A 16,812-nucleotide genomic window follows, 5' to 3' on the forward strand; every position below is an offset into this window, starting at 1 on the left:
ATTCGAAACGTGCATGACCTCAGTCACCGCAGGTCACAGGATCCAAGTCTCCAGCGGACCGCGCAAGAAGTAGAGGACGAAGAGCGCGGCCACGCCGTACAGGATGGGGTGGACCTCGCGGGCCCGGCCGGTGACCGCCTTGAGCAGCACGTAGGTGATGATCCCGGCGCCGATGCCGTTGGAGATCGAATAGGTGAACGGCATCAACGTGATGGCCAGGAACGCGGGCACGGCGATCGTGTAGTCGGCCCAGTCGATCTGCTTCACGGCGGTCATCATCAGGAAGCCGACCACCACGAGCGCGGTCGACGCGGCCTCGAACGGCACCACCGAGACCAGCGGGGCCAGGAACATCGCGAGCAGGAAGAGCACGCCCGTCACGAGGTTGGCGGCACCCGTACGGGCTCCTTCGCCGACGCCGGCCGCGCTCTCGATGTACGACGTGTTGCTGGAGACGCTGGCCGCACCACCGGCCGCGGCCGCCACCGAGTCGACGAGCAGGATTTCCTTCGTACGCGGGGGCATGCCCTCGGAGTCGAGGAGCTCACCCTCCTGCCCCACGGCGACCATCGTGCCCATGGTGTCGAAGAAGTCGGTGATCAGCAGCGTGAAGATGAACATCACGACGACCAGCCAGCCGGCCCGCGACCACGAGTCGAGCACGTTGAAGTGGCCCAGCAGCGACAGGTCGGGCGAGCTGACGATCTTCTCGGGCAGCTTCGGGGTGTTCAACGACCAGCCCTTGGGGTGCGCGATCGCCTCCACGATGATCGCCAGCACGGTGCTGCCGAGGATGCCGATCAGGATCGCGCCGCGCACCTTGCGGACGAACAGCACCAGCGTGAAGAGCAGGCCGACCACGAAGACGACGGTGGGCCAGGTGGACAGCTTGCCGCCGACGCCGAGCTCGAGCGGGACGGTGGTGCCGGACGCGTCCGGGATGCGGCGCACGAAGCCCGCGTCGACCAGCCCGATGATCATCAGGAACAGGCCGATGCCGACGCCGATCGCCGTCTTGAGCTGGGTCGGCACGGCGCGGAAGACCATCGTGCGCAGGCCGGTGAGCACCAGGATGGCGATCAGCACACCCTCGATCACGACCAGGCCCATCGCGTCGGCCCACGTCATCTCGGGGGCGATCTCGTACGCGACCAATGCGTTCACCCCGAGGCCGGCAGCCAGCGCCAGCGGGAAGCGGGCCACCACGCCCATCAGGATCGTCATCAGACCGGCGACCAGGGCGGTGCCCGCGGCCAGGGCGGTGATGGCCAGCTGAGCGCCGTCGCCGTCGACCCCGTTGCCCAGGATCAGCGGGTTGAGCACCACGATGTAGGCCATCGTGAAGAAGGTGGCCAGGCCACCGCGAACCTCCCGGCCCAGGGTCGAACCCCGCGCCGAGATCTCGAAGAACCGATCAAAACCATTCTTGGGCGTACGGGTATCGGTTGCGGCGGTCATGCGGCCCTCTCCAGGATCACGAGGAAACTTCGCGGGCATGGTCTCAGCCGTCGATGACCTGCGCAAAACCAGGCTGTGTCGGGCCCGTCACAGGGACGCCGCAATGATCGCCCCGGACCTATCCTGTCGGTGTGACCACACCGAAGCCCCGAATCGAACCGCTGGACCCACCCATGGTCCCGTTCGCGGTCGGCGGGCTGGCCGCTTTCGCCGTCGCCGCCCTGATCGTGTGGCTGGCCGACGGCCCCGACCGATGGCTGCAGATCTGCGTGGCCGGCTTCCTCTGCGGCATCCCGGGCCTGATCACGATGATCGTGCACGACCGGCATCGCAAGCGCCGCCGGCTGCTCAGTCACCCCGAGTTTCGGGTGACCTCTCAGCTGTGACCGTAATCCTCGGCCGGCTCGCTCTCCTCGACCGAGCCGTGACCGCGGCTGACCGCTACTGACTCGACCTCACTGTCGTCGTAGACCGTGGGCAGCTCGTCGACCGGCGGCGTCTGCTGCTCGGGCGCGCCCAGCAGAGCCTCGGAGTGGGCCCCGCAGCCGTGGTCGGCGCTCACCGCGCGGCCGTCGTCGGGCGCGTAGAGGTTGCCGCAGACACCGAACATCGAACGCATCGAGCCGGCCAGCGGCAGGTAGAACCCGCAGGCGCCGCAGCGGGCGTTGCGCGGGGCGGCCACCGAGATCGGCGCCTCCGGACCGGCCTCGCCGTCATACCACCGCTGGGCGGTGTCGATGCGGCCCTCGCGGGACATCACCCGGGAGCGGCCGAGGCCCAGCTCCCAGCTGACCTCCTCGACGGCGGGGTCGTCGCTCAGCACATAACCCTGGGCCAGGCGCTCGTCGTCGGGGGCGGTCGGCATGAGGTCGCCCACACCGAGGTCGCCGGGCTGCAGCCGCTCGTTCCACGGCACCCAGCCCGGGGCCAGCAGCGCGTCGGGGCCGGGCAGCAGCACCGTCTCGCAGATGGTGACGTGGCGGCTGCGCGGCACCCGGGTCACCGTGACGGCCCAGCGCCAGCCGCGATAGCCCGCGAGGTGGCTCTCGAAGAGGTGGGTCACGACCCGGTCGCCCTCGGCGATGGCCTCGAGGTGGTCGCCCACGTCGGCCGGGTCCACATCGGTGATCGCACCACGTGCGACGCCGACCGCATCGGCACAAACCTGGTCGAGGCGGGCAGCGCGGGTGGTGGTCCGAGTCGTCACATATCCATTGTCCCCCACGCGAGCGCGGGTTCCGCACCGACTCCCCCGGATTCCGACCGTCACGGAACGGGACAGCACTGGCCCGGATCAGTCAGGATGGGTGCCATGCCGCTGCTTCCCACCCTCGGACGCACCGTCGGCACCGGCGTCAAGGCAGCCCGCCTGCTGGTGCGAGGCTCCGTGCGCGGTGGAGCGTGGGCGACCCGCCGGGTCGGCACGGCCCGGGCCCGGGGCGCCGCCAACGAGACCGGCATGATCCGGCTCTTCGACCTGCACGCCCTCTCCTGCGCCGGCGACACGCTCATCGCGATCGGTCTGGCCGGCACGATCTTCTTCAACGTCCCGCTGGGCGAGGCGCGCAGCAAGGTGGCGCTCTACCTGCTCATCACGATGGTGCCGTTCGCGCTGCTGGCGCCCGTGGTCGGCCCGCTGCTCGACCATTTCCGGCACGGCCGGCGGTACGCGCTGGCGGTCACCATGCTGGGCCGGGCGTTCCTGGCCTATGTGATCTCCGATCACCTGTTCGGCTGGGGCCTTTATCCGGCGGCTTTCGGGGTGCTTGCGCTGTCCCGGGCGTACGGGGTGGCCCGGTCGGCCGCCGTGCCCCGGCTGCTGCCCGAGGGGGTCGGCCTGTCCCAGGTCGGCGCGCGGGCCAGCGTCTACGGCACGTTCGCGGGGGCCGTGGTGGCGCCGGTGGGCCTGCTCGCCTTCAAGTTCGGCCCGCAGTGGCCGCTGCGCGTGGCGATGATCATCTTCATCGTCGGCATGGTGGTGTCGCTGCGCCTGCCCCCGCGTGCCGACTCCGACCCGCCCGAGGCCGTGCCGCGCCCGTGGCGCACGATGCTGCGCCTGGGCCGCGGCGAGGACCGGCCACTGTCCGGCGCGCTGGTCATCTCGACCCTGATCGGCAGCGCCAGCCTGCGCCTGCTGTACGGCTTCACGCTGCTCTTCCTGGCCTTCGTGATCATGGCCGACCAGCTGGCCACGACGGTGCTGGGCAACGACATCGGCCGCCAGGGCGCGGTCGGCCTGATCGGCGGCGCGCTGGCCGTGGGCACCTTCCTGTCCACCGCCGTCGGCACCCGCCTGCGCATCCGGCGCCCGCTCGCGCTGCAGTCGGCCGGCCTGACCGTGGTGGCCGCCGTAGGCGTGCTGGCCACGCTCTTCTACAGCCTGCTCATGGTCACCCTGCTGGCGTTGCTGGTCGCCGTCTTCAGCGGCATCGCCAAGCTCGCCGTCGACGCCACCATCCAGGAACGCGTCCCCGAACGCCTGCGGGCCAGCGCCTTCTCCCACTCCGAAACGGTCCTGATGATCGCCTGGGTGCTGGGCGGCGGCATCGGCATCATCCCGCTCCCCGGCCGCCTCGGCGTCGCCCTGGCCACCCTGCTGGCAGTGGTGGCCGCGGGCCGGGCCGCCTACATCGCGACCCGCCTCCACAATGAACGCCTCAGCGGCCGCGCCGACACCCCTGAACCCGCCCCGGAAACGGAACCCGCCCACGCCGGCGCCCCCGGCGGCCCGTCCCGCGCCCCGGCCCCGGACGAGCCGCCCACCCGCCACGACTCCCGGTGGAGCGCCCCCTCGGCCGAGCCCACCGACCCGTGGCCCGAGGCCCCCACGGTGCCGTCCCGTACGCGCGCCAACAACACCCCCCCGAACCGCCCGGCCACACCTCCCCACCAGCCCACCCGCGCCGGCCGCACGGAGCGCCCGCGGAGCGAGCCCACCACCCGCGCCGACCACCCGCGGACCGAGCCGCCCACTCGTGCCGACCACACGCGCGGCGAGCCCACCACTCGTGTCGACCACACGCGCGGCGAGCCCTCCAGCCCGGCCGGCCGCTCGCGGACCGAGCCGCCCACCAAGGTCGATCTGGGTGAGCCCAAGAAGGGCTGGTTCGCCCGCCGCAAGGACAAGAAGGCCGCCTCCGAGCCGCCGCCTCCCCCGCCCGCACGCTCCCCCGAGCCGCCTGCAGCCCCGCAGCCGGACCCGGCACCGGCCCCGCCCGGCTTCCACGTCTATCGCCCGTCGTCGGCCGACCACCCCACCAACGGCCACGGAGACCGCAACTGATGACTTTGCCCCTGCTCGTGGTCACGGCTGTGGCCGCCGAGGCCGAAGCTGTGCGGGCCGGCGCGGATCCCGGCCATGTGGTGGTCGAGCCGGTCGGTGTGGGCCCAGCTGCCGCGGCCGCCGGCACCGCGCGCCTGTTGGCCACCGGCCGCTATCGGGCGGTCATCTCGGCCGGCATCGCGGGCGGCTTCGTGGGGCGCGCAGCCGTCGGTTCCGTCGTGATCGGCGTCCGCAGCATCGCGGCCGATTTGGGAGCGGAGACCCCCGACGGCTTCCTGACCGTCGACGAGCTCGGTTTCGGCTCGGGCGTGATCCCCGGCGACCCCGCGCTCGTGAAGTCGCTCACCGAGGCGCTGCCCACCGCTGTCCCCGGCGACGTCGTGACCCTGAGCACGGTCACCGGCACCGCCGCCACGGCCGAGCGTCTGGCCCGCAGTTATCCACAGGCTGTGGCCGAGGCGATGGAGGGCTACGGGGTCGCGGTCGCCGCCCACGGGCTTCCCTTCGCCGAGCTGCGCAGCATTTCCAACCCGATCGGCCCGCGAGACCGTGCGCAGTGGCGGCTCAAAGAGGCCTTCGCAGCGTTGTCCACAGCTTCCGCGGCATTGTGGATAGCCTGTGGATAACTTCACCGTGTGGGATGAGAGACACCCGTCGTGACGCACGATGACCGGTGGGCGCGTCTAGCGTGGACTCCGTGGCGCTCTCTCTCGCGGTCTCTCCGTGCCCCAATGACACGTTCGTCTTCCACGCTCTCGTGCACGGGCTCATCCCCGGCACCCCTGAGGTCAATCTGACCTTCGCCGACGTCGACGTGACCAACACGGCGGCCGAGCGTGGCGAGTTCGACCTGGTCAAGGTCAGCTATGCGGCGCTGCCCTGGCTGCTCGACGACTACGAGCTGCTGCCGACCGGGGGCGCGCTGGGCCGGGGCTGCGGGCCGCTGGTGCTGACCCGTGAGCCGGGCGTCGACCTGACCGGCAAGACGGTGGCGGTGCCAGGTGACCGCACGACGGCCTATCTGCTGTTCCGTTTGTGGTCGGCCGACCGGGCGCCGGGTCGCATCGAGGTCGTCCCGTTCCACCAGATCATGCCGGGGGTGGCCGAGGGCCGGTTCGACGCCGGCCTGGTCATCCACGAGGCCCGTTTCACTTACCAGCGGCACGGGTTGCACGCGCTGGCCGACCTGGGTGAGTGGTGGGAGTCCGATACCGGCCTGCCCATCCCGCTGGGCGCGATCCTGGCCAGGAAGGGCGTGGTCGACCCGGCCGAGGCCACCGAGTGGATCCGCAACTCGGTCAGCATGGCCTGGGCCAACCCCGACGCGAGCCGCGAGTTCGTGCTGGCCAACGCGCAGGAGATGGAGCCCGAGGTCGTCCAGCAGCACATCGATCTCTACGTCAACGAGTTCACGCTGGAGCTGGGCCGAGACGGACTCGCCGCCGCCGACGCCCTGTTGCAGCGTGCGGCAGCGGCGGGTCTCACGCCTGCTGTGAAGCCGTTCCTCTAGGAAATATCAGGCCTCGAATTCTTTCGCGACCGCGTGCACAAGCTGTGCGATCTTCTGCGAGACGCGCTTGTCGGGATACCGCCCGCGGCTCAGCCCCGGCTGCACCTGTGACTCCAGCACCTTGATCATGTCTTCGACCATGCTGTGGAGTTCCTCGGCCGGCCGGCGGCGCAGCTCGGACAACGACGGCGGGGCGTCGATCAGTTTGACCCCCATCGCCTGCGCGCCCTTGCGGCTGTCGACCACGCCGAACTCGACCCGCTGACCCGTTTTCAGCTCGGCCACCCCGGCCGGCAGCGCGCCCTTGGGCAGGAACACGTCGCCGCCCTCATCGCTGGTGACGAAGCCGAATCCCTTCGCCGCGTCATACCACTTCACTCGACCCGTGGGCACCGCTGACCTCAACTTCACTCATTGGTTACAACCGCTCACCGCAAGGCTACTTAAGCGGTGGGCCCGGACCCAACTGCAATCCGGCGCAGCAGCGGCGGCAGCCCGGTGAGGTCGCCGAGCACGTACGCCGCTCCGGCGCCGCGCAACTCGTCGGGCGTGCACGGCCCGGTGGCCACACCGATCCCGGGCACCCCGGCCGTACGCGCGGCCACCATGTCGCCCACGTGGTCACCGACGTACCAGCGCACGCCGTGCTCGGTCAGCGCGGCCGCCTTGCCCTCGGCGAACAAATCACCCGCGAGCTCGTCGGCGACCAGCCCGAGGTGGTCGAGGTGCAGCGCGGCCAGCCGGCCCAGCTTCGATGTGACCACCACAACACGCAGGCCCAGCTCGCGCACGGCGGCCAGCGCCTCGACCGCGCCCTTCATGGGCACGGTCGGGGTGATCGCGTAGTCGACGTAGAGCGCGCGATAGGTGGTGACCGCCTCCTCGACCTGGTCGGCCGGGAACCAGTGCGCGAGTTCGGTGCGCAGCGGCGGCCCCAGGCGGGTGACCGCGAGGTCGGCGTCGACGGGGACGCCGGTGCGCTCGGTCAGCGCCCGGTAGGCGGCGTGAATGCCGGGCCGGGAGTCGATCAGGGTCATGTCCAGGTCGAACCCGACCGCACTACTCACGCGGGGGTCGACGGGATGTACTTCAGCTCGCCGACCGGCAGCGGGAAGGTCTGGTCGTCACCGAACGGCGACGGCGCGGCGGCCCGGTCGGAGAGGATCTCGGAGACGTCCATGTGACCCTTCATGTCGACCGGCTGCGTCTGGCGAGGACCGGCGCCTCCCTCGACGGCGGTACCCGGCAACTTGTTCTTCGCGGCCACAGATGTCCCCTTCAGCGTCCGTACAGATCGGTGTCGCGGCCAAGCCGGACACCTCAATATCGTCCCATGACCGCTAGCGTTGAACACGATGGCCACCACATTCGCCGATCAACTCCGGTCGCTGACCGATGAGGCGCTGAGCGCGCTCGTCCAGCTGCGGCCCGACCTCGTCGTGCCCGTGCCGGCCGACATCACCGCGCTCGCCGTGCGGGCCCAGTCCCGCGGCTCGGTCGCGCGCTGCCTCGACGGGCTCGACGAGTTCACGCTGCACGTGCTCGACGCGGCCCGGCTCAGCCGCTCCGCCGAAACGGCCCTGACCTCGGTCGACGCCATCGAAGAGCTGGCCACCGGGGTCGCCCCGGACGACGTCCGGGTGGCAATCGACCGCCTCCGGGTGCGGTTCCTGCTCTACGGCAGCGAGGACGCCCTGCAGCTGGTGGGCGCGATCGACGAGGTCACGTCGCCCTATCCGGCCGGTCTGGGCCGCCCCGCCGACTATCTCGACCCGCAGGCCGCGGCCCTCTGCGCCGACAAGGCCAAGCTCCGCCGTACGGTCCTGGCCGCCCCACCCGGCGCGCGGGCCGTGCTCGACCGGCTCGCCGCGGGCCCGCCGATCGGGGCGCTGCGGCGTGAGGCGGTCGCCGAGCCCGTGCAGTGGCTGGTCGACAACCACGTGCTGGTGCCGATCAGCGAGGCCGGGCGGGCCCCGCGCGCCGACGGTGAGCTGGTCGAGTTGCCCCGCGAGGTGGGCATGCTGCTGCGGCGCGACACCGGTCCGCTGGGCGCGCTGCGGCCGTTCCCGCCCATCCCCGAGGGCGCCGCGCGTGACCCGAAATCGGTCGACTCGGCCGGTGCGGGCCAGGTCATGGAGGCCGTCCGCAGCACGGAGGCGCTGCTGGAGGCGCTCGCGGCCGAGCCCGCGCCGGTGCTGCGGGCCGGGGGTCTGGGCGTACGGGATCTCAAGCGGCTGGCCCGGGCGGCCGGCCTGGACGAGCCCGGGGCGGCGCTGTTGATCGAGGTCTCGTACGCGGCGGGTCTGCTCGGCGAGGCCGACGTGGGCGGTTCCGGCCGTTCGGTGACCGTGAGCCGGGCCGGTGGCGGCGTCGACGAGACCTTCCTGCCCACCGGCGCTTACGACCTGTGGCGGGCGCTCAGCATCGCCCAGCGCTGGACGGCGCTGGCCCGGGCCTGGCTCGCCATGACCCGGCAGCCGGGCCTGGTGGGCCGGCGCGACGACCGGGACCGCCCGATCAACGCGCTCGCCCCCGACGCCGAGCGCGCCGGCGCCCCGCAGGCCCGGCGGGAGGCCCTGCTCGTGCTGGCCGACCTCAAGCCGGGCACGGCGCCGCAGGTCGACGAGGTGCTGGGGTTGCTGGCCTGGCAGACCCCGCGGCGTTCCCGCGGGCGGGAGGCGGCCCACCGCGACGCCCTGGCCGGGGCCGCCCTGCTCGGCGTCTCGGCGCTCGGGGCCATCACCTCGTACGGGCGCCTGCTGCTGGAGGACGTCGAGGTCGCCGACACCGACCCGCTGGGTGTGCGGCCGGGCCCGGGTGAGCCTCGCGACGACGCCGTCCGGACGTTGGACACGCTGCTCCCGGCCCCGGTCGATCACGTGCTGGTGCAGGCCGACCTGTCGGTGGTGGTGCCCGGCCCGCCGGAGCCGGAGCTGGCGGGCGAGCTCGACGTGGTCGCCGAGCCCGAGTCGGCCGGCGGGGCCAGCGTGTTCCGGGTCACCCCGGCCAGCGTGCGCCGCGCGCTCGACGTCGGTTACACGGCCGCCGACCTGCACTCGTTGTTCAAGCGGCGGTCGCGCACCCCGGTGCCCCAGACGCTGACCTACATGATCGACGACGCCGCCCGTAAGCACGGCGGCTTGCGGGCCGGTTCGGCCGGCTCCTACCTGCGCAGCGACGACGAGGCGCTGCTGGCCGAGGTGCTGGCCGACAAGCGGATGGGCCCGCTCGGGCTGCGCCAGATCGCCCCGACTGTGCTGGTCAGCCCGTTGCAGGTGGCCCGGCTGCTGGGCGCGCTGCGGGAGGCCGGCTTCGCGCCGGTGGCCGAGGACGCCGGCGGCGCCGCGGTGCTCAGCCGGCCCAAGGTGCGGCGAGCCCCCACCCGTACGTCGGTGGCCTCCCGGCTGGCCGATCAGGCCGGGCCGCCGGTGCTGGCCGGGCCACGACTGGCCGGGGTGGTCGAGCAGATCCGGCGGGGCGACATCGCCACCCGGGCGGCCCGCCGGGCCCCGACGACCGTGCGTGCGGCCAACGGGCAGAGCGTGCCCGGGCTGACCTCGGTGCAGCAGCACGGGCAGGCCATGGCGGTGCTGCAGCAGGCCGTACGGGAAAAGGTCCGGGTCTGGGTGGGGTATGTCGACTCGCACGGGGCGACGCTGTCGCGCCTGGTGCGCCCGGTGTCGCTGAGCGCGGGTTATCTGCGCGCGGAGGACGAGCGGACCGAGACGTTGCACACGTTCGCGCTGCACCGGATCACCGCCGCGGTGCCCGACGAGGAGGCGTGAAGGGTGGGCCGCACGCCCCCGTACGCGTGCGGCCTCTAGATCAACGAGCTGCGGGGCCGGAAGGTTGCCCGGTTTCCGTGTCAGACTGGAGGGTCGGTTAGAGCTCTTCGAAGGGTGTTTCAGTGAGCGGCGGACCTCTGATCGTCCAGTCCGACAAGACTCTTCTGCTGGAGGTGGACCACCCGGACGCGCAGGCGTGCCGGATGGCCATCGCTCCGTTCGCCGAGCTGGAACGCTCGCCGGAGCACGTACACACGTACAGGTTGACCCCGCTCGGCCTGTGGAACGCCCGGGCCGCGGGTCATGACGCCGAGAGCGTCGTCGACTCGCTGATCAAGTATTCGCGCTATCCGGTGCCGCACGCGCTGCTGGTCGACGTGGCCGAGACGATGGACCGGTACGGCCGGTTGCAGCTGGTCAACGACCCCGGTCACGGGCTGGTGCTGCGCGGCCTCGACAAGATCGTGCTGGTCGAGGTGGCCAAGTCGAAGAAGCTCGCGGGCATGCTCGGCGCCAAGATCGACGACGAGACCATCGTGGTGCACCCGTCCGAGCGCGGCCGGCTCAAGCAGGCGCTGCTCAAGCTGGGCTGGCCCGCCGAGGACCTGGCGGGTTACGTCGACGGTGAGGCCCACGAGATCAGCCTGGCCGAGGACGGCTGGACCCTGCGCTCCTACCAGCAGGAGGCGGTCGACGGCTTCTGGGCGGGCGGCTCGGGCGTGGTGGTGCTGCCCTGCGGCGCCGGCAAGACGCTGGTCGGCGCGGCCGCGATGGCCACGGCCAAGGCCACGACGCTGATCCTGGTGACGAACACGGTCGCCGGCCGGCAGTGGAAGCGCGAGCTGATCGCGCGCACGTCGCTCACCGAGGAGGAGATCGGGGAGTACTCGGGCGAGCGTAAGGAGATCCGCCCGGTCACCATCGCGACGTACCAGGTGCTCACGTCCCGCCGCGGGGGCGCGTTCACCCACCTCGACCTGTTCGGCGCGCGCGACTGGGGCCTGGTCGTCTACGACGAGGTGCACCTGCTGCCCGCGCCGATCTTCCGGTTCACCGCCGACCTGCAGGCGCGCCGGCGGCTCGGGCTGACCGCCACTCTCGTCCGTGAGGACGGCCGCGAGGGTGACGTGTTCTCGCTGATCGGCCCCAAGCGCTACGACGCCCCGTGGAAGGACATCGAGGCCCAGGGCTGGATCGCGCCCGCCGAGTGCGTCGAGGTGCGGGTCACGCTCACCGACGCCGAGCGGATGGCGTACGCGGTGACCGAGGCCGAGGAGCGCTACCGCGTAGCGGCTACCGCGCGCACCAAGCTGCCGGTGGTGAAGGCGCTGGTCGACAAGCACCCCGACGAACCGGTGCTGGTCATCGGCGGCTTCCTCGACCAGCTGCACCAGCTCGGCGAGTACCTCGACGCCCCGATCGTGCAGGGCTCGACCACCAACAAGGAGCGGGAACGGCTGTTCGACGCGTTCCGCGCCGGTGAGCTGCGCACGCTGGTGCTGTCGAAGGTCGGCAACTTCTCGATCGACCTGCCCGAGGCGGCGGTGGCGATCCAGGTGTCGGGCACTTTCGGTTCGCGTCAGGAGGAGGCACAGCGCCTGGGCCGGGTGCTGCGGCCCAAGGCGGACGGCCGGCAGGCGCACTTCTACACGGTCGTCTCGCGCGACACGATCGACACCGAGTACGCCGCGCACCGCCAGCGTTTCCTGGCCGAGCAGGGCTACGCCTACACGATCGTCGACGCCGACGACATCCTCGGCCCGGCGCTGCCCCAGATCGACTAACTGGGCTCGACCGCGGGCGGGCCGACCGCCGGGCCTTCCTCATGGCTGCTGGTCTGCGCGAAGAACAAAAAGAACGTACACACAACCAGCACTGCCAGCGCGGCGGCGGCGGCGACCATCCACGGCCACAGCCGCCGGCCGCGCGGCGGGGCGGGTGGGCGCGGCTGAGTGCCGGCCTCCTCGTGGGCGGCCGCGGCCACCACCTCGGGGCTGCCCAGCCGCTCGAGCACCTCGATCAGCTCGCCCTCGCCGGCCAGGTTGCGCTCGGCCCGCTCGGCGGCGATGTGCGCCTCGAGGTCGGCCAGCAACTCGCGCCGCTGCAGCACGGGGATGCCGGCCAGCCGCTGGTCGATCTCGCGCAGGTACTCCGCGACGACGTCGTTCTGCCTGGTCTTCATGCTGCCTCACCGGTTCCCACAAGACGGTCGACGGTCTGCCGAAAGGACACCCATTCGGTGCGGAAGTGGGCGAGCGCGGAACGCCCGTCCGAGGTCAATCCGTAGTAGCGCCGCGGCGGGCCGCTCGGGGACTCGACCCATTTGCTCTCCAGCCAACCCGACCGGCGCAAGCGCGAGAGCAGCGGATAGATCGTGCCCTCGCCGGCGGCCAGGTTGGGCTCGTCACCCAGCCTGCGGACGATCTCGTTGCCGTATCTGTCCTCGGTCTCGACCAGGGAGAGGACACAGAACTCGAGCGTGCCGCGGCGCAGACTCGTCGCCAACTGCGAGACATCTGCCATGCGCCACACAGTACCTTGCGACGCAAGGTAGGTCCACCGAGAAAGGCCCCCGACGCATCGGGGGCCTTCGGTGTTACCGGCGCCAGGTGCGGGTGGCCGTCGTGGTCACGTTGCCGGCCCGCTCGTAGGCGCGCAGGGCGGCCTTGACCGTCTGGCCGCACTTGGCCGTGTTGAGCGACAACGCGTACGCGGCGGTGGTGTAACGGGCGACCACCTTGCCGTTGACGATCAGCTCGACGCTGGCGAGAGCGTGTAACTGAGCGCCTCGGCCGCCTGCGCGGGCGCCGCCCCCACCGTCGTCAGCAAAGCCAGAACTGCCGCCCCCACGGCCATGCCCACCCTGTTCACGGCGGCAATACAGATCAATATCAGGGCAGCGGGGGTCCCGGGGTCAGCAGCGGTTCCATCAGATCGCCGTGCTTCTCGATGCGATCGAGCACATCGGACGACCGGTAGTGCCGGGGCTCCTCGGCGCCGGTGGCCACGGCCTCGACCTCGTCCCAGGTCAGCGGCGTGGAGGCGGTCGGCACCGCCTGCGCCCGCAGCGAATAGGGCGTCACCGTGGTCTTGGCCGCGTTGTTCTGGCTCCAGTCGATGAAAACCTTTCCCGGCCGTACGGCCTTGGCCATCTTCGCGGTGATCGAAGCGGGCACCATCGACGACAGCTCCTCGGCGACCCTCTTCGCGTACCGGGAAACGGTTTCCGAGTCCTGCGTCCCCGAGATCGGGCAGCACAGCTGCATGCCCTTCTTGCCGGAGGTCTTCGGATAGGCGTCGATGCCGTCGTCGCCCAGCCGGTCACGCATCAGCACCGCCACCGCGCTGCACTCCCGCAGGCCGGCCGGCGCGCCCGGGTCGAGGTCGACCACCAGCAGGTCGGGATGCTGGCCGATGCGCCACTGCGGGGTGTGCAACTCCAGCGCGGCCAGGTTGGCCAGCCAGACCAGGGTGGGCAGGTCGTCGACGACCACGAAGTCGATGGTCTCGCGGCTCTTGGTCGAGCCCGGCACCGGCAGTGTCTCCAGCCGCACCCAGTCGGGTGTGCCGCCAGGCTTGTTCTTCTCGAAGAAGTGCATCCCGTCGACGCCGTTGGGGAAACGGATCCGGGTCACCGCGCGGTCGGCCAGGTGCGGCAGCATGACCGGCGCGATCCGCGTGTAGTAGTCGATGACCTCGCCCTTGGTGAACCCGGCGGCCGGATACATCACCTTGTCGAGGTTGGACAGCTCGAGGTCGCGCCCGTCGATCGTGACGGGCAGCCGGCTACCGGCCATCCTCGTCCTCCTCCACGCACTCCTTGGGAGACTTGTCGTAACGCAAACGCAGGAACCGGGGGAAACGCAACCGCCCGTCCGGAGTCCGGTTGCCGTAGCGCACCTCGACGACCAGCTCAGGTCGTACCCAGCGGGCGCCCCGGGAATCCTCGCGCGGCACCGCGCCCGCCCTGAACGGCGAGTCGCGCTGGGCCAGCGGCTCCAGCGCGGCCAGCAGCTCCCGCTCGGCGGCGGCCCCGATGCCCCCGCCGACCCGGCCGCGGAAGGCCAGCCCGTCCGGGGTCGGCACACCCACCAGCAGGCCACCCAGCTTGCGCGCCCCGGCCCGCCAGCCGCCGATCACGTAGTCGCCCGTACGGTCGAACTTGACCTTGACCCAGTCGGGCGAGCGCAAGCCCGGCAGGTACACCGAATCCTCGCGCTTGGCCACCACGCCCTCGAGGCTGTTCTCGCGGGCGGCGTCGGCGGTCGCCGGCCCGTCGCCGAACGAGGGCGGCACCATCCAGCGCGGCCCGGCCAGCCCCAGCTCCTCGAGCCGCTCGCGACGCGCCCGATATGGCAGCCCAGTCAGATCATCACCGGCGTGGAAAAGCAGATCAAAGATCATGTACGTGACCGGGAGGCTCACCGCCAGACGGGCCGCCCGGTGCCGCTCGCGAACGTGCATGCGCTCGGCCAGCGCCGTGAACGACGGCCGGCCCGCCGCGTTGAGCACCACCATCTCGCCGTCGACCAGCGTGCCGCCGGGAAGCCGCAGGTCAGCGATCTCCGGGTACGCCGCCGTGACGACCGCTCCGGAGCGCGCGAACAGGTCGGGTGGACCTTCGGTGAAGAGCGCGAGAACCCGGACCCCGTCCCACTTGAACTCGTAGCTCCACCCCGGCCCGACCGGCAGCGCGCCCGAGGTCGCGAGCATGGGAGACAGCGGCGCACCGGGCACCCGATCACCATAGGCAGGGACGAACACCTTACGCAGGAGTCTCAGTGATGCGATTCTGATCAGGGCTTTTCTTTGTCGGCTGACGTTGGAGGGGACATGCGGGCGATCTGGAAGGGCGCGGTCTCCTTCGGGCTGGTGTCGATCGCGGTGAAGCTGTATTCGGCCACCGAGGAGAAGGACATCCGGTTCCACCAGGTGCACCGCACCGACGGGGGCCGGATCAAATACCAGCGCACCTGCTCGATCGACGGCGAAGTGGTCAGCTACGACGACATCGCCAAGGGCTACGACATCGGCGGCGGCGAAATGGTCATCCTGACCGACGAGGACTTCGCCGACCTGCCGCTCACCACGTCCCGCGCGATCGACGTGCTGGAGTTCGTGCCGGCCGACGACATCGACCCGATCCTGTTCGGCAAGGCGTACTACCTCGAACCCGAGGGCCAGGCGGCCAAGCCGTACGTGCTGCTCCGCGACGCGCTGCAGGACGCCGACCGGGTCGCCATTGTCAAGATCGCGATCCGGCAGCGGGAGCAACTGGCCACCCTGCGCGTGCACGACGACGTCCTCGTGCTCAACACGATGCTCTGGCCCGACGAGGTGCGTACGCCGGACTTCGGTTTCCTCGACGAGGACATCGAGACCCGGCCCGCCGAGCTCGCCATGGCCAGCTCGCTGATCGACTCGATGGCCGGGAGCTTCAAGGCCGACGAGTTCACCGACAACTACCGGGCCGCGCTGCAGGAAGTCATCGACGCCAAGGTCGAAGGCCGCGAGATCGTGCAGCCGGAAGAGGCCGAGGAGGCCCCGGCGGCGGCGGTCGACCTGATGGCGGCCCTCAAGGCGTCGGTCGAGCGGGCCAAGAAGGCGCGTGGCGAGGATGCGCCGGCCGCTCCCCCGGCCCCGGCGGCGAAGAAGAAGGCCGCCCCGGCCAAGAAGGCCACCGCCGCTGCGAAGAAAGCCACGCCCGCCAAGAAGGCCGTCAAGAAGTCGGCATGACTAAAGTTGGCCCGTGGGATTGACGTGGGCTGAGTCTTATCTGGGCAAGGTGCGGGCGAGCATCGGCGACACCGACACGATTCTGTTCGTCGGGGCGCGGGGGGTGATCCTCGACGATCAGAACCGGCTGCTGCTCATCCAGCGCTCCGACAACCATCGGTGGGCCATCCCGGCCGGGGCCATGGAGCTCGGCGAAAGCATGGAGGAGTGCGCGATCCGCGAGACCTGGGAGGAGACCGGGCTGCGGGCCACGTCGCTCACGCCGTTCGCGTTCTACACGGCCTACACGTACACGAACGACTACGGCCACACCTACCAGCAGATCCTGATGTCGTTCCGGATCCACACGTGGGAGGGCGAACTGCTGCGCCAGACCGACGAATCCGTCGACGCCGGCTTCTTCCCGCTCGACGCACTGCCCGGCCCCAAATCGTTCGTGATCGACGAGACGCTGGCCGACCTGGCCCAGTTCGAGGCGACCGGCCGCCTGGTCATGAAGTAGGCGTCAGCTCGCTCTCGAACAAGCCCATCGTGAGCTTGTCGGCCCACCGGCCCTCCGCATCGCGGAACGTGCCGCGCAGCCGCCCCTCCTCGACAAAGCCGACCTTGCGATACACCCGCTGAGCACTGACATTCTCGGCGGCCACGGTCAGCGTGATCTTGCGCAGGCGCATCTTCCGGAACCCGTACAGGCAGACGGCCCGGACGGTGTCGGTGCCGAAACCCCGACCCCAGAAGTCCTTCTCGCCGAGATAGATGTCCATGTCGGCCAGGCCCACCTCGGGCTCGGCCCCGTGCAGCCGGACGAGCCCGATCAGCGTCTTCTCGGCCTCGACGCCGAACAACACATCCCCGTACGCGTTGGGCGGCCGCTCCTCGAGCCACTTGGCCACCTGGGCCACAGTCTCCGCGTAGCCCTCATCCATCCAGCGCATCACGTCGGCGTCGTGATTCCACCGCCACAGCGCCTCGGCATCGTCCACGCCCATGGCCCGCAGCCGGACCTTTCCCCGTACGCGTCCAATGCCCGCCCCCGTGTC

Annotated in this window: 18 protein-coding genes; 8 read left to right on the forward strand and 10 right to left on the reverse strand. The window is 71.1% G+C overall.

Annotated features, from left to right (window positions below):
- Positions 1-33: 33 nt before the first annotated feature.
- Positions 34-1,497 (reverse strand): NCS2 family permease, encoded by a 1,464-nt coding sequence (locus BKA14_RS29325; protein ID WP_438861912.1) that lies wholly within the window; start codon positions 1,495-1,497, stop codon positions 34-36.
- Between the two features lie 134 nt (positions 1,498-1,631).
- On the opposite strand from BKA14_RS29325, the gene BKA14_RS29330 reads away from it, so the two are divergent.
- The gene (locus tag BKA14_RS29330) at positions 1,632-1,844 is read left to right on the forward strand and encodes a DUF2530 domain-containing protein (protein WP_184957027.1); all 213 of its coding nucleotides are present in this window, start codon (positions 1,632-1,634) and stop codon (positions 1,842-1,844) included.
- Here the strand turns inward: BKA14_RS29330 and BKA14_RS29335 are convergent.
- The gene (locus tag BKA14_RS29335) at positions 1,835-2,683 is read right to left on the reverse strand and encodes a DUF3027 domain-containing protein (protein ID WP_184954045.1); all 849 of its coding nucleotides are present in this window, start codon (positions 2,681-2,683) and stop codon (positions 1,835-1,837) included. The two genes, BKA14_RS29330 and BKA14_RS29335, sit on opposite strands and share 10 nt — an antisense overlap.
- 87 nt (positions 2,684-2,770) lie before the next feature.
- On the opposite strand from BKA14_RS29335, the gene BKA14_RS29340 reads away from it, so the two are divergent.
- From BKA14_RS29340 to BKA14_RS29350, 3 genes are all read left to right on the forward strand, one after another.
- Positions 2,771-4,741: an MFS transporter gene (locus BKA14_RS29340; protein ID WP_184954046.1), complete on the forward strand. Its 1,971-nt coding sequence runs from the start codon at positions 2,771-2,773 to the stop codon at positions 4,739-4,741.
- Positions 4,741-5,367, forward strand: coding sequence for a futalosine hydrolase (locus tag BKA14_RS29345; protein WP_184954047.1), 627 nt, complete (start codon positions 4,741-4,743; stop codon positions 5,365-5,367). Before BKA14_RS29340 ends, BKA14_RS29345 begins: the two co-directional genes overlap by 1 nt.
- A 71-nt stretch (positions 5,368-5,438) precedes the next feature.
- Entirely contained in the window at positions 5,439-6,251 is an 813-nt protein-coding gene (locus tag BKA14_RS29350; RefSeq protein WP_184954048.1) for a 1,4-dihydroxy-6-naphtoate synthase, read from the forward strand.
- Positions 6,252-6,257: 6 nt separating this feature from the next.
- Here BKA14_RS29350 and BKA14_RS29355 read toward each other — a convergent pair whose 3' ends face one another.
- Together BKA14_RS29355 and BKA14_RS29360 are read right to left on the reverse strand one after the other, a co-directional pair.
- Positions 6,258-6,644, reverse strand: coding sequence for a cold-shock protein (locus BKA14_RS29355; RefSeq protein WP_184954049.1), 387 nt, complete (start codon positions 6,642-6,644; stop codon positions 6,258-6,260).
- 50 nt (positions 6,645-6,694) lie between these two features.
- Positions 6,695-7,318 carry an HAD family hydrolase gene (locus BKA14_RS29360; protein ID WP_275412399.1) on the reverse strand — a complete coding sequence of 208 codons (624 nt, stop codon included), beginning with the start codon at positions 7,316-7,318 and terminating at the stop codon, positions 6,695-6,697.
- 288 nt (positions 7,319-7,606) lie between these two features.
- On the opposite strand from BKA14_RS29360, the gene BKA14_RS29370 reads away from it, so the two are divergent.
- Together BKA14_RS29370 and BKA14_RS29375 are read left to right on the forward strand one after the other, a co-directional pair.
- Entirely contained in the window at positions 7,607-10,036 is a 2,430-nt protein-coding gene (locus BKA14_RS29370; RefSeq protein ID WP_184954051.1) for a helicase-associated domain-containing protein, read from the forward strand.
- 122 nt (positions 10,037-10,158) lie between these two features.
- Positions 10,159-11,820, forward strand: coding sequence for a DNA repair helicase XPB (locus BKA14_RS29375; protein WP_184954052.1), 1,662 nt, complete (start codon positions 10,159-10,161; stop codon positions 11,818-11,820).
- Here BKA14_RS29375 and BKA14_RS29380 read toward each other — a convergent pair.
- The 5 genes from BKA14_RS29380 to ligD (BKA14_RS29400) form a co-directional block, all read right to left on the reverse strand.
- Entirely contained in the window at positions 11,817-12,218 is a 402-nt protein-coding gene (locus BKA14_RS29380; protein WP_184954053.1) for an HAAS signaling domain-containing protein, read from the reverse strand. The two genes, BKA14_RS29375 and BKA14_RS29380, sit on opposite strands and share 4 nt — an antisense overlap.
- Entirely contained in the window at positions 12,215-12,559 is a 345-nt protein-coding gene (locus BKA14_RS29385; protein ID WP_184954054.1) for a PadR family transcriptional regulator, read from the reverse strand. The genes BKA14_RS29380 and BKA14_RS29385 overlap by 4 nt, the downstream gene beginning before the upstream one ends.
- A 73-nt stretch (positions 12,560-12,632) precedes the next feature.
- Positions 12,633-12,773, reverse strand: a complete 141-nt coding sequence (locus BKA14_RS29390; protein ID WP_184954055.1) for a hypothetical protein — start codon at positions 12,771-12,773, stop codon at positions 12,633-12,635.
- A gap of 154 nt (positions 12,774-12,927) precedes the next feature.
- A complete protein-coding gene (gene ligD, locus BKA14_RS29395; protein ID WP_184954056.1) occupies positions 12,928-13,833 on the reverse strand; it encodes a non-homologous end-joining DNA ligase in 906 nt (301 codons plus the stop codon).
- The gene (gene ligD / locus BKA14_RS29400) at positions 13,823-14,773 is read right to left on the reverse strand and encodes a non-homologous end-joining DNA ligase (protein ID WP_184954057.1); all 951 of its coding nucleotides are present in this window, start codon (positions 14,771-14,773) and stop codon (positions 13,823-13,825) included. Before ligD (BKA14_RS29400) ends, ligD (BKA14_RS29395) begins: the two co-directional genes overlap by 11 nt.
- A gap of 96 nt (positions 14,774-14,869) precedes the next feature.
- Between ligD (BKA14_RS29400) and ku the strand changes: the two genes are divergently transcribed.
- Both ku and BKA14_RS29410 read left to right on the forward strand, forming a co-directional pair.
- The gene (ku, locus tag BKA14_RS29405) at positions 14,870-15,772 is read left to right on the forward strand and encodes a non-homologous end joining protein Ku (RefSeq protein ID WP_184954058.1); all 903 of its coding nucleotides are present in this window, start codon (positions 14,870-14,872) and stop codon (positions 15,770-15,772) included.
- Positions 15,773-15,785: 13 nt separating this feature from the next.
- On the forward strand, positions 15,786-16,274 hold the full coding sequence (locus BKA14_RS29410; RefSeq protein WP_184954059.1) for an NUDIX domain-containing protein: 489 nt from the start codon (positions 15,786-15,788) through the stop codon (positions 16,272-16,274).
- Here the strand turns inward: BKA14_RS29410 and BKA14_RS29415 are convergent.
- Entirely contained in the window at positions 16,264-16,797 is a 534-nt protein-coding gene (locus BKA14_RS29415) for a GNAT family N-acetyltransferase (RefSeq protein WP_275412401.1), read from the reverse strand. The two genes, BKA14_RS29410 and BKA14_RS29415, sit on opposite strands and share 11 nt — an antisense overlap.
- Between the last annotated feature and the right edge of the window lie 15 nt (positions 16,798-16,812).

Source organism: Paractinoplanes abujensis, assembly GCF_014204895.1.
GTDB classification, from domain to species: domain Bacteria; phylum Actinomycetota; class Actinomycetes; order Mycobacteriales; family Micromonosporaceae; genus Actinoplanes; species Actinoplanes abujensis.

Excerpts from the sequence above, each read along its gene's own strand:
- BKA14_RS29385 (WP_184954054.1), bottom strand. The coding sequence starts at position 12,559 with ATGGCAGATGTCTCGCAGTTGGCGACGAGTCTGCGCCGCGGCACGCTC.
- ku (WP_184954058.1), top strand. The coding sequence starts at position 14,870 with ATGCGGGCGATCTGGAAGGGCGCGGTCTCCTTCGGGCTGGTGTCGATC.
- BKA14_RS29330 (WP_184957027.1), top strand. The coding sequence starts at position 1,632 with ATGGTCCCGTTCGCGGTCGGCGGGCTGGCCGCTTTCGCCGTCGCCGCC.
- BKA14_RS29380 (WP_184954053.1), bottom strand. The coding sequence starts at position 12,218 with ATGAAGACCAGGCAGAACGACGTCGTCGCGGAGTACCTGCGCGAGATC.
- BKA14_RS29345 (WP_184954047.1), top strand. The coding sequence starts at position 4,741 with ATGACTTTGCCCCTGCTCGTGGTCACGGCTGTGGCCGCCGAGGCCGAA.
- BKA14_RS29370 (WP_184954051.1), top strand. The coding sequence starts at position 7,607 with ATGGCCACCACATTCGCCGATCAACTCCGGTCGCTGACCGATGAGGCG.
- ligD (WP_184954056.1), bottom strand. The coding sequence starts at position 13,833 with ATGGCCGGTAGCCGGCTGCCCGTCACGATCGACGGGCGCGACCTCGAG.
- BKA14_RS29340 (WP_184954046.1), top strand. The coding sequence starts at position 2,771 with ATGCCGCTGCTTCCCACCCTCGGACGCACCGTCGGCACCGGCGTCAAG.
- BKA14_RS29325 (WP_438861912.1), bottom strand. The coding sequence starts at position 1,497 with ATGCCCGCGAAGTTTCCTCGTGATCCTGGAGAGGGCCGCATGACCGCC.